This is a genomic window from Halorarius litoreus, from assembly GCF_024362405.1.
Classification (GTDB): domain Archaea; phylum Halobacteriota; class Halobacteria; order Halobacteriales; family Haloarculaceae; genus Halorarius; species Halorarius litoreus.
In genome coordinates, this window is the sequence record NZ_CP101454.1 from 2,890,359 (window position 1) to 2,902,387 (window position 12,029).

At 65.3% G+C, this 12,029-nt stretch carries 9 protein-coding genes; 3 read left to right on the top strand and 6 right to left on the bottom strand.

Annotated elements, in window-relative coordinates:
• Positions 1-43: 43 nt before the first annotated feature.
• The gene (locus tag NL126_RS15220; protein WP_255195734.1) at positions 44-691 is read left to right on the top strand and encodes a cyclase family protein; all 648 of its coding nucleotides are present in this window, start codon (positions 44-46) and stop codon (positions 689-691) included.
• Here NL126_RS15220 and NL126_RS15225 read toward each other — a convergent pair.
• The gene (locus NL126_RS15225) at positions 688-2,361 is read right to left on the bottom strand and encodes an acetate--CoA ligase (RefSeq protein WP_255195735.1); all 1,674 of its coding nucleotides are present in this window, start codon (positions 2,359-2,361) and stop codon (positions 688-690) included. The two genes, NL126_RS15220 and NL126_RS15225, sit on opposite strands and share 4 nt — an antisense overlap.
• Positions 2,362-2,457: 96 nt before the next feature.
• Here NL126_RS15225 and NL126_RS15230 point away from each other — a divergent pair, with 96 nt between their 5' ends.
• Positions 2,458-4,557, top strand: a complete 2,100-nt coding sequence (locus tag NL126_RS15230) for a thioredoxin domain-containing protein (protein WP_255195736.1) — start codon at positions 2,458-2,460, stop codon at positions 4,555-4,557.
• 13 nt (positions 4,558-4,570) lie between these two features.
• On the opposite strand, the gene NL126_RS15235 is transcribed toward NL126_RS15230, so the two are convergent.
• The 5 genes from NL126_RS15235 to NL126_RS15255 all read right to left on the bottom strand — a co-directional run bounded on the left by NL126_RS15235 (position 4,571) and on the right by NL126_RS15255 (position 11,007).
• The gene (locus NL126_RS15235) at positions 4,571-5,782 is read right to left on the bottom strand and encodes a hypothetical protein (RefSeq protein WP_255195737.1); all 1,212 of its coding nucleotides are present in this window, start codon (positions 5,780-5,782) and stop codon (positions 4,571-4,573) included.
• Positions 5,782-7,500: a PKD domain-containing protein gene (locus NL126_RS15240; RefSeq protein WP_255195738.1), complete on the bottom strand. Its 1,719-nt coding sequence runs from the start codon at positions 7,498-7,500 to the stop codon at positions 5,782-5,784. The genes NL126_RS15235 and NL126_RS15240 overlap by 1 nt, the downstream gene beginning before the upstream one ends.
• A 117-nt stretch (positions 7,501-7,617) precedes the next feature.
• Positions 7,618-8,427, bottom strand: a complete 810-nt coding sequence (locus tag NL126_RS15245; protein ID WP_255195739.1) for a CAP domain-containing protein — start codon at positions 8,425-8,427, stop codon at positions 7,618-7,620.
• Positions 8,428-8,503: 76 nt separating this feature from the next.
• Complete coding sequence (locus NL126_RS15250; RefSeq protein WP_255195740.1) at positions 8,504-10,771, bottom strand: CDC48 family AAA ATPase; 2,268 nt, start codon at positions 10,769-10,771, stop codon at positions 8,504-8,506.
• Positions 10,768-11,007, bottom strand: coding sequence for a DUF7127 family protein (locus tag NL126_RS15255; protein WP_255195741.1), 240 nt, complete (start codon positions 11,005-11,007; stop codon positions 10,768-10,770). Before NL126_RS15255 ends, NL126_RS15250 begins: the two co-directional genes overlap by 4 nt.
• Before the next feature lie 175 nt (positions 11,008-11,182).
• Here NL126_RS15255 and NL126_RS15260 point away from each other — a divergent pair, with 175 nt between their 5' ends.
• Positions 11,183-11,947 carry an alpha/beta fold hydrolase gene (locus NL126_RS15260; RefSeq protein WP_255195742.1) on the top strand — a complete coding sequence of 255 codons (765 nt, stop codon included), beginning with the start codon at positions 11,183-11,185 and terminating at the stop codon, positions 11,945-11,947.
• The last annotated feature ends 82 nt before the right edge of the window (positions 11,948-12,029 follow it).

Here is a 12,029-nt window from a genome sequence, read left to right on the forward strand (position 1 = left end):
CACCGCGGGCAAGGGCTTTCCACCACGCGCCCCACGCCAGCACATGGAGTGGGTCGACTGCAGCCAGCCCTTCGACGCGAGCGCCGAACACGGGTCGACACCTGCACCGGAGTTCGAAGAACTCGCGACCGCGGCCGACGACGGCGTGAACGTCCAGTGGTACGGCGCGACGACCCACACCGGCACGCACGTCGACGCACCACGGCACTTCGTACCCGAGGGCCCGACCATCGACGACCTGCCGCTCGACCGGTTCGCGGGGCCGGGTGTGGTGTTGGACGTGGACTCGGAGGCGCCCGAGCCAATCGACGCCGACGCGCTCGCCGCTGCCGAGGGCTCGGTCGACCCCGGTGACATCGTCCTCGTCCGGACGGGGTGGGGCGACCGCTACGGCACCCCCAAGTACGCCCGCTATCCGTGGCTCACAGCAGCGGCGGCCGACTGGCTCGCCACCCGAGAGGTGAAACTACTGGGTATCGACACTCGGAGCCCCGACCGCCCGCGTTCGATGCGCCCCGACGACTGGGACGCCTACCCCGTCCACCGGACCCTGTTACCAGCGGGTACGCTCATCGCGGAGAATCTCTATCTCCCGGAGACACTAGCCGGCGAACGCGCCGAAGTCGTCGGCTTTCCCATCAACGTTCGCGGCGGCGACGGCGCACCCGCCCGGTTCGTCGTTCGTCGCTAGTCTCGCACTTCCTGCTCCTTGAGTGAGGCGCGCCGGACCTTCCCCGTCGAGGTCTTCGGCAGTTCGTCGACGAACGCGATTTCTCGCGGGTACTCGTACTTCGCGAGCCGGTCGCGGACGTGTTGCCGCAGGGACGCACGGGTTTCGTCCGTGGCGTCGTAGCCAGCGGCGAGCACGACGAACGCCTTGGGAACCTCGCCGCGCTCGTCGTCGGGGGCGCCGATGACGGCGGCGTCGGCGACGGCCGCGTGGCCCGAGAGGGACTCCTCGATTTCGGTGGGCCCGATGCGGTAGCCGGCGGAGATGATGACGTCGTCCTTCCGGCTCTCGAAGACGAGGTAGCCGTCTTCGCCGAGCCACCCGAGGTCCTCGGTGAGCAGCCAGCCGTTCTGCACCTTCGAAGCGGTCTTCTCGGGCTTGCCCCAGTACTCCTTGAAACAGACCGGATTCCCCGCGTAGCGCAGCGCGATTTCGCCGACCTCCCCCGACGGAACGGTCGCTTCGGCCGTCTCCGGGTCGACGATTGCTACCTCGTGGCCCGGTCCGGCTTTCCCGATTTTCCCCTCGCGGAACTCCAGCAGGGCGGTGCAGTCGCCGACGAGCATGTTCGCCTCGGTCTGGCCGTATCCCTCGTGGACGACCGCACCATCGAACGTGTCGGCGGCCCAGTCGACGATGCTCTGTCCGAGCGACTCGCCGCCGCCCGCCACCACGCGAACCGAATCGAGCGTGAACTGGTCCGTGTCGTCCACACGCATCATCATCCGCAGGGCGGTCGGCGGGCCGAAGAAGTTCGTCACTGAGTAGCGGTCGATAACCTCGAAGGCGACCTCGGGATCGAACTCGCCGCCACGGTAGGCGACCACCGGTTTGCCGTAGTAGAGGCCTGGAATCACGACGTCGAACAGTGAGGCGATCCACGCCCACTCGGCGGGTGTCCAGAACACGTCGTCCTCGCGGAGTTCCATGTTCCCGAAGGTGGTGAGGAACAGCGGGAGATGACCCAGGAGCATCCGATGGGCGTGGCGGACCCCCTTCGGGTCGCCCGTGGTTCCGGAGGTGTAGATGATGATGGCGTCGGCTTCGGCGTCAGTGTCGACCGTCTCGAACTCGTCGCTGTACTCGTCGATGGCGTCCCAGAGGTCGACCTCGTCGGGGTGGTCGTCGACCGCGCCGACCGTGAGCGTGGTGTCGAGCGCGTCCAGCGAGGCGCGGGCCTCGCGTACGTTCTCGACGTTCGACTCGTCGACCACGACCGCGACCGCGTCCGCGTCGGCGAGTCGGTACCCGACGGCATCCGGGCCGAACAGAGTGCTGAGCGGGACGGAGACCGCACCCAGTTTCCAGCAGGCGACGTGCGCGAAGACGGTCTCGGGACACTGGGGGGCGTTCACGCCGACGCGGTCGCCGCGTTCGACGCCCTGTGCACGGAGGTAGTTGGCGAGGCGGTTCGTCACGGCCGCTAGGTCGGCGTAGGTGTAGGTGGCTTCGTCCCCGTCGGCGTCGAGCGCATGCAGAGCAACACGCTCCTCGTCGTCGGCCCAACGGTCACAGACGTACGCGGCCATGTTGAACCGCTCAGGAACCTCCCACTCGAACGTCGCACAGAGGTCGTCGTAGCTCCCGCACTCCTGCTCGTAGAAGTGGTACGCGTCGAGTCGTTCGGTCATCGTCTGCTGTTCCACGCCACGTGATAACAAGGTTCGTGTCGCTCCACCGAGAGCCGGAAGGCTGGGACTTAGGGACACCAATCACTTACACAGAGTATGGACCCACTCTCGCGCAATCGGCTCGGCGACGAGCAGTCCCCGTATCTCCAGCAACACGCCGAGAACCCGGTACACTGGCAGCCGTGGGACGACGCGGCGCTCGACGCCGCCCGCGAACAGGACCGACCCATCTTCCTCTCGGTCGGCTACTCGGCGTGTCATTGGTGTCACGTCATGGAGGAGGAGAGCTTCGAGGACGACGCGGTCGCGGCTGTCCTCAACGAGCAGTTCGTCCCGATAAAGGTCGACCGTGAGGAGCGTCCGGACCTCGATTCCCTCTACATCACCGTCTGCCAACTCGTCCGTGGACAGGCTGGCTGGCCGCTGTCGGTGTTTCTCACCCCCGACGGCCGGCCGTTCTACGTCGGAACCTACTTCCCGAAGGAGGCGAAGCGGGGGCAGCCCGGGTTCCTGCAACTCGTCCGCGACGTGGCCGCCGCGTGGGACGACCCCGACGAGCGCGAGGAACTGGAGAGTCGCGCCGACCAGTGGACGGCGATGGCTCGCGGTGAACTGGAAGACGTTCCTGACCAGCCGGGGGCGGTCCCCGACGCCGAGTTCCTCGGAACGGCCGCGAGCCAGGCCGTCCGGAGCGCCGACCGCGAGTACGGTGGGTTCGGAACGGGCCAGAAGTTCCCCCAGCCCGGGCGGATTCATCTTCTCTTGCGTGCGTGGCAGCGCGACGAGCGTGATGTGTTCAAGCGGGTCGCCGTCGAGGCGCTCGACGCGATGGCCGACGGTGGCCTCTACGACCACCTCGGTGGGGGGTTCCACCGCTACTGCACCGATCGAAAGTGGGTCGTCCCGCACTTCGAGAAGATGCTGTACGACCAGGCCGAACTCGTCCGTGCGTTCCTCGCCGGCTACCAGGTGACAGGTGACGAGCGGTACGCCGACCGCGTCCGCGAAACGCTCGCGTTCGTCGAGCGCGAGCTACAGCACGACGACGGCGGCTTCTTCTCGACGCTCGATGCCCGTTCAGAGTGGAACGGGGAGCAGGAGGAAGGGGCGTTCTACGTCTGGACGCCGGAACAGGTCGACGACGCGGTCGAGGACGCGACGGACGCCGATCTGCTTCGAGCCCGGTACGGCATCAGTGCGGTCGGGAACTTCGAGGGAGCCACCGTGTTGACAATCCAGCAATCGGTCGATGAACTCGCGGAGGAGTTGGACCTCACCGAAGCCGAGGTCGACGAACGGCTCGCCCGTGCCGAACGGCAGGCGCTCGTCCACCGCGAGACGTGGCCCCGCCCGGCCCGCGACGAGAAGATACTCGCCGGATGGAACGGCCTGATGATTTCGGCGTTCGCCGAGGCCGGACTCGTTCTCGACGAGCGGTACGCCGACGTCGCCGCCGAAGCGCTCGGGTTCGTCCGTGAGCGACTCTGGGACGGCGAGCGGCTCGCCCGCCGATGGAAAGCGGGGGACGTGAAGGGCGAGGGGTATCTGGAGGACTACGCCTTCCTCGCTCGTGGCGCGCTTCACACCTACGAGGCGACGGGTGATGTGGAACCGCTCGGGTTCGCGCTGGATCTCTCACGCGTCATCGAGCGAGAGTTCTGGGACGACGAGCGGGAGACGCTGTACTTCACCCCCGCGACCGGCGAGCAACTGGTCGCGCGGCCGCAGGAGATGACCGACGCGTCGACCCCGTCCAGCACCGGGGTCGCCGTCGAGACGCTCGACGCGCTCGGGCACTTCGGTCCCGGTGCGTCGCTCTCCGACATCGCCGAGGGCGTCGTCGAGACGCACGCCGAGCGACTAGAGTCGAGTCCGGTCCAGCACACCGCGCTCACGCTTGCGGCCGATGCACTCGCGGTGGGCCGACTGGAACTCACGGTCGCTGCAGCGGAGCTGCCCGATGCGTGGCGCGAAACGCTCGCGGGACGCTATCTCCCGCTTAGGCTCCTCTCCCTGCGACCGCCGACCGACGCCAGCCTCGATTCGTGGCTCGACGTGCTGGGACTGGACGAGACGCCCCCGGTCTGGGCCGGTCGGGAGGCGCGCGACGGCGAGCCGACGGTGTACGCCTGTCGTGCTCGGGTCTGCTCGCCACCACAACACTCGCTTTCCGACGCACTCGACTGGTCGGCGTAGCCAACCGTGGTCGTCACTCCGGGGTCGAGGTCCCTGACTCGTTCGCGGTGATTGGATACGTGGCGAACGCGTTCCTGATGCGCGTCGTTCCCTCGAACCGGAGGTCCTTGGCGTTCTCCGTGTTGCCCCTGACGAACTCGTTCGCCGCTCGAAGGTGCAGGAGGTAGCCGTCGTCGAACCTCGGTGCCCGGTTCTCGTAGACGGCCGCACGCCGGTCGAAGAACGAGTCGCCGCGAGACCTTGCCTCCGAGAACTGAGTGTCGGCCTGCTGAATCTTGCTCCGGGCCGTGGTGAACGCGTCCTGTGCGCGCTGCCAGGCTTCAACGTCGAGGTGGTCGAGCCCCGCGAGGTCAGCGCCGACGGCCTCTGCGTAGGCCTCGAATCCGACGAGTCGCGGCTCCAGCAGGTACGCGTACTGTTCGACTCCGAAGGTCGTGTAGTTCCACCGGCCGATGTCGAACGCCGGAACCTGTGCCGCAACCGAATCGTGGGTGTCGTACAGCTGTTTGACCGCTTTGACCTCCTCGGTGAGCTTCTCGCCGAGGGTGCGCCACGTTGCCAGTTTCTCCCGGGCCGCGCCCATCCTCTCGACGGCACCGTCGTAGTCGCTCTTGGTGTCGATGAGATACTCGTACTGGTAGATCTTCTCGAACGTGAGTGCGAAGCGCCGGTAGAACGTCGAGCCGTAGTCGGCGATCGAGGCCACGTGCCGCAGCAGCTCGGCGCGAACGGCCAGTTCAGTTCCCTCCTCGGCTTCGACGTTAGCCAGTGCAGCACGCGCCGTTTTGAGGTGGCGGTCGACCACCGTCGGGTCCATGTTCCCGAGGTCCTCGAACCGGGGCGTCCAGACCTTCTCCTCGTAGTTCACGAGCCTCACGCTGTAGATCTCGGTGAACGCCGCATCCAGTTCCGACCGGGCGATGTCGAGGTACTTACGGCTCGCTTGCGCTGTCGGTGTCTCCTCGGTCGGCGTCTCTGTCTGCTGGCTCGTGGCTGTCGGATTCGCCGGTGTCGCCGCGCCTCGTGTTGGCTCAGACGCGTCGGCGGACGAACCGGTACTCGAACAGCCAGCCACGCCAGCGAGTGCGACCGTACCGAGACTCCCGAGGACAGCACGCCGGGACGGTCGACGGGGTCTGGGTTCCTCTGTCGTCTTGTCGCTCGTCGCTTCGTCAGGTCTTCGGACGGGGGAGTCGGACGGACCGAGGTCGTCGCTTCGGTCCATCAGTAGCCCACCCCGAGGTCGAGTCCTTCGTCGGCGATGCGACTCCCTTTCTCGGCGGCGTGTTCACCCGCGGAACCGTCGGTGAGACTGTCGGGGAGGTCACCACCCAGCGGGTCGCTCGAACCGCCGGAGTCGCTCGACCCACCGGTGCTGTCGTCGTTCGTCGCACCGGACTCACCACTGTCACTCGATGCCGGGCCGCCGCCACCGGTCGCCCGGTTCGTCGACCGTCGTGCATCTTTCGACTCGCTGACGGCATCGCTGTGCGTGTCCGCGGGGGAACGGTCGTCGCTTCCGAACCGCTCGTCCCAGTCCTCGGCGTTCACCTCACCATCGCCGTTCAGGTCGTTCGTGACGGTCTTGCCTTCCATCGTGAACGACTGCGTGCTCGTCGTCACTGCGTCGCCGGTGATAGCATCCCGCTGGTCGTCGGTGAGCGTCGGTGCCGTCGACGTCGTCCCGTCGTTGTCGACGACGTCGGGCATCCGGACGCCGACATCGTCACCGAGGTCGCCGCTGTGTTGGCTGACGTCCTCGTCGGTCTTCTTCCAGACGACGTTGAAGTGCGACGACCGAAGTACCCGGTCGAGGTTGCTCGTGACCGAGTGATAGCCGTCGCCGTCCCCGCTGTTGTCGCTTCCCTCCATCTCGCAATGGTCTGGGTTCTGCCGCTTCCGTTCGGATTCCTGATTGTAGTAGCAGTAGAGGGTGTGGAGGGCAGAACTAGGGTTCTCCAGCGTACGAAGGGAACTGCCCGTCAGAGAGAGTCCATCAGTGGATGTCTGTCCGTCGTTATCAGTTACAGTGACGAGAATTGTTTTTATACTGTCTCCCTCTGGAACGGTTATTTTTGGCCCCTTGGTCCAGTCGACACTCGTAATATATCCATCCGGGTCTGATGCATCTACAGTGAGAGTAATGGTCTGACCAGAGTGTATCTGACTCGGGCTTTTAATCTCGACTTCGGGCTCCTGATTCACAGAAACCATAATGTCGTGGTTCGCGCGAGCAACTCGGTCGTCGGTCGCTGCAGTGACGTAGATTGTTTTTTCGCCCGGTGCGTTCCACTGTTCGACCCCCGTAACCCCATTTGCGTCTATCGACCAACCGAATCGTGGATTCTGCTGAAAGCCGCCGTACTCGAGAACGAACCCCGCCTCTTCACCTCTCGCAACGCGTGAGGGGCCGGTGATGTCGAGCCACGGTTCGGGTCCCGACGCGTTCGAACACGGGGCGTTCGTACACGATGGTGTCATGCTCGGCGGGTCAACGCCGATCGGGTTCGATGGGGACGCCGTTGCTGGCGATGCTGTGGGTGAGGGAGTCGCTTTGGGGTTACTGGTCGGCGTCGACGACCCCTCAACTGTCACGTAGAGTGTGTCGGTCGACGTGAGGCCATCGTCGTCGGTAACCGTGATAGTCACCGAATAAGTACCCACGCTTCCGGGCCTGAATCGTGACTGTCCACAGGTCGGACACTGTGGTACGATGGTCGCTCCGGCGGGTGTTTCGATTCGCCAATCGTACGACTCGATTTCTCCATCGGGGTCACGCGACCCGGTCGCGTCGAGGAGAACGGTCGTTCCGAGTTCGACCCGCTGGTCGAGCCCGGCGTCCGCCAGCGGTGCTTCGTTACCAGTCTCTCTGGCAGTGACGGCGACCGGTGCGACGGCTAGCGCAACGACGAGCGCCCCCACGAGGACCCACCTGTATAGCATTCGTGAGGGATATTGGCAGAGTATTTTAACTTAAATTTAACCAATCGAAAATGGGATATACAGTGCGGAACACCTTCTCCTGTCTCTCAGCATCTCCTGACAGACTGTCACGGACCCTCACTCGTCGTCCGGGGTATTCGCGCCGAGTCTTTCCGGATATGGTTCTACTCCGGTCTCATCCTTCATCGGGTCCTCGTCAGCGATTGGAACACGAAACTCGTCGGTCGTGTTCGCGTTCACGGCCTCGTCAAACCGCTCGCGGTCTGCGAACAGTTGTGTTGCTTTCGTGTTCCCATCTGGTTCGCCATACACACCGACTCCTGTGACTGTGTAATCGCCGTGCATTAGTGCCCAGCGATGCCCACCTGAATTCATCCAGCCGCGAACCAACGCTCGAGCGAACTCTTTCGGGTCGCGATATGTGGCTGTTCCCGGTCCAGAGACATTATTGGTCCACCTCCCATATGCTACGCTGGCTATATTTTCAGCTGTTTCCTGCCCTTCAGTGAATTTAAAATGTTCCAGAGTATGAAGATAGACCGGTGTGCCATTATAACGGTGCGCGAAGTAGTCCCGATTCCACATATCGTAGCTCCGGTAGTCTGCGACCTGTGCCAGTCGGGGACTCCAGACCAGCGGTTCGACGCCATCCTCGACGCGCTCGTGGTTGACGTAGGCGACGATCCAGTATTCGACGGTCTCGGTGTCCTGTAGCGTCGCGTTCGGGTGGGTCTCCGGAACGTCTCGCGAGTCCAGCCGCTGCTGGACCGAGGGCTCGTAGGGGGTGTACGGCTCTCCACGCGGTTCACCGAAGTGGAGACAGCCGGCAGTCGAGACCAGCAGCGCGATGGCGACCACCACCCGGAGGGTGTGTGTCCGAACGGGAAACGTGAACGGCACGTGCTCGGTGCTTTCTTCAACCCTCACTTCGGATAAAATTTCGGTCGGCCGCAACGTCACGGCCGAACGTAGAGCACACCCTGCAGTCGAGCAGGAGTCGGACTTACTGGAACGTCCGGCTGACTTCGGGGTCCTTCGCGGTGTCTTCCTTGCCGAACCGCTCTTCCATCTGCTCGTACTGCTTCTTCGTCTCCTCGTCGACGCTCGCGCGGACCTCGCCGAGCGCGTGGTCGAAGTGGTCCATGGTGATGCGGACGTTGGCGACGGACTGCTTGGCCTCGTCGGGGCTCACGCTGTTGATGAACTCGCGGGTCGCCGCCAGCGACGCCTCGCGGCAGACTGCCTCGATGTCCGCGCCGACGTAGCCCTCGGTCTTGCGGGCGAGCTTGTCGAGGTCGACGTCGTCGGCGAGCGGCTTCTCGCGGGTGTGGACATCGAAGATCTTCCGGCGGCCGTCCTCGTCCGGGACCGGGACGTGGACGTGGCGGTCGAGCCGGCCGGGGCGCAGCAGCGCCGAGTCGATGAGGTCCGGGCGGTTCGTGGTCGCGACGACCACGACGTCCTCCAGTTCTTCGAGGCCGTCGAGCTCCGTCAGGAGCTGCGAGACGACGCGCTCACCGACCCCCGAGTCGCTCATGTTCCGGCCGCGCTGGCCGGCGATGGAGTCGATCTCGTCGAAGAAGATGACGGTCGGGGCGTTCGAGCGCGCCTTCTCGAACACCTCCCGGACGCCCTTCTCCGACTCGCCGACGTACTTGTTGAGCAGCTCCGGCCCCTTGATGGAGATGAAGTTGCTCTCGGCCTCGTTGGCCACCGCTTTGGCGAGCAGGGTCTTCCCCGTGCCCGGTGGGCCGTACATCAGCACGCCCTTGGCGGCTTCGAGATCCATCTGCTCGAACACCTCGGGGTAGTCGAGCGGCCACTGGATGGTCTCGCGGAGCCGCTCTTTCGTGTCGTCGAGCCCACCGACGTCGTCCCACGTGACGTCGGGAACTTCGACGAACACCTCGCGCATGGCGCTGGGCGTGATGCCCTTCATCGCCTGCTTGAAGTCGTCCTCGGTGACGCGCATCGCCTCCAGCACGTCGGCGTCGATCTCCTCTGCTTCGAGGTCGAGTTCGGGGCGGATGCGCCGGAGCGAGTTCATCGCTGCCTCCTTCGCGAGCGATTCGAGGTCCGCGCCGACGAACCCGTGAGTGGAGTCGGCGTAGTGGTCGAGGTCGATGCCGTCGGCCAGCGGCATCCCACGGGTGTGGACCTGCATGATCTCCTTGCGGCCGTCCTTGTCCGGGACGCCGATCTCGATCTCGCGGTCGAACCGGCCACCCCGACGGAGGGCGGGGTCGAGCGCGTCCACGCGGTTCGTGGCACCGATGACGGTGACCTGCCCGCGCTCGTCGAGCCCGTCCATCATCGACAGGAGCTGTGCGACGACGCGGCGTTCCACGTCACCGGACGTCTCGCCGCGCTTGGGCGCGATGGAGTCGAGTTCGTCGATGAAGACGATGGCCGGCTGGTTCTCCTCGGCATCTTCGAAGATCTCGCGGAGTTGCTCTTCGCTCTCACCGTAGTACTTCGACATGATCTCGGGGCCCGAGATGTCGGTGAAGTACGCGTCGATCTCGTTGGCGACGGCCTTCGCGATGAGCGTCTTGCCCGTGCCCGGCGGGCCGTGAAGGAGCACGCCCTTCGGCGGTTCGATGCCGAGCTGCTGGAACAGTTCGGGGTGCCGCATCGGCAGCTCGATCATCTCCCGAACCTGTTCCAGTTCGCGGTCGAGGCCACCGATATCCTCGTAGGTGATCGAAGGAGCGCCGCCACCGGCCCGCCCGCGGCCCTCACCGCCGACGATCTGTTCGGCGGGTTTCTCCGAGACCGTGACCTCCGTCGAGTCCGTGACGACGACCGTTCCGGAAGGCTCGGTCTTCGCGACCTTCAGGGGTATCTGCTGGCCGCTCATCGAGGAGAACGGGCCGAGGCCGAGCGAGAAGGGGACCTGCTGGCCGGGGGTGACAGCCTGTCCGCTCAGCCGGTCGCGGATGTGCGGCCCGACGTTCCCACGGATCCGGAGGTTCTGCGGGAGCGCGACGGTGATGGCTTTCGCCGGCTTCACGTCCGCCTTCTCGATCTCGACGCGGTCGTCGATACCGACGCCCGCCTCGCCGCGGAGGCGGCCGTCGATGCGGACGATTCCCTTCCCGCTGTCCTCCGGATAGCCGGGCCAGACGCGGGCGACCGCGCGCCCGTCACCACCTTCGATGACGACGTAGTCGCCGTTTTCGAGGTCGAGTTGAGCCATCGCCTCGCGGTCGATGGCGGCGAGGCCGCGGCCGGCCTCGCTCTGCTTCATGGGCTTGACGGTGAGTTTCATCGTTTCACCTCGACGGTGACGACGCCGTTGCTCATAGAAGCACGGGCCTCCCCCTCCGGCAGGTCGAACTCGTACTCGTCGTCGCCGACTACGACGATGGCAGTCCCGTCGAGCAGGTCGATGGACCCGTTGCGACCGGGACCGAGGTCCGCGACGAGGACGACGCGGTCCTCGTACTCGTACTGACGCGCGATGGCGTCTTCGCGACGGGCGAACCGCTCCTGGAATGCAGTCATGCTAACTCTAAGTTAGTTGGTTTAGTATTTAAACTTGTCGCTAAATATCGGGGGGTGTAATAAGTGCTGGAGCAACCGATTGTTTGCGGTTCCGTTCTGTCGGCGAGGCTGGCACCCTCGCTCGTGCTCGCTCGACAGCGCCCGGCTTCAAGATGGGGCCGCCCGAGCGACCGGTATGGAGTACGTCGACCACCACGGGCGGGAGACCGCCTACCGCGCGACCGACTTCGGGGACGGCGCCCCAGTCCTCTACATCCACGGCTCGGGTGGCTATCACCGCGTCTGGACACAGCAGTACGGGCCGGACGGAGTCGGGCCTGCCGCCGCGGTCGACCTGACTGGACACGGGGAATCTGCCGACATCGACCTCGCTGCAGGAATCGAGACGCTGGACGCGTACGCGGACGACGTCGTCGCGGTCGCGGAGGAAACCGGCGCCCGAACCCTCGTGGGTAACTCGTTGGGCGGCGGCGTGGCACTGTGGGTCGCCCTGGAGCGTGACCTCCCACTCGACGCGCTCGTCCTCTGCGGGACTGGGGCCAAACTAGGTGTCGGTGACGACCTCCTCGAGATGCTCGACAGCGCGTTCGAAGCGGGCGTCGAGGCGGTCCACAGCCCGGGGTTACTGTTCCACGACGCCGACCAAGAGACGGTCGAGCGGTCGAAAGAACAGCTGCTTGAGACGGGGGCGAAGGTCACCGCCCGGGACTTCCGCACTTGCGACGCGTTCGACGTACGCGACCGCCTCGACGAGGTCGAGGTCCCCGCACTCGCCATCACGGGCGAGCACGACGGGATGACGCCCCCGTCGTTCACCGAGTACCTCGGCGAGCATCTTCCGAACTGTGAGACGGCGATTCTGGAGGACTGTGCTCACCTCTCGATGGTGGAGCGTCCCGAGGCGTGGAACGAGCAGGTCCGGGCGTTCCTTGCGGACTGATCTCGTTTCTCGTCCTCAGTAGCCTGCTTCAGGCGCCCCGGCGAATTCGGCCACAGACTGATTACCTCTGCCGGTGTCCATG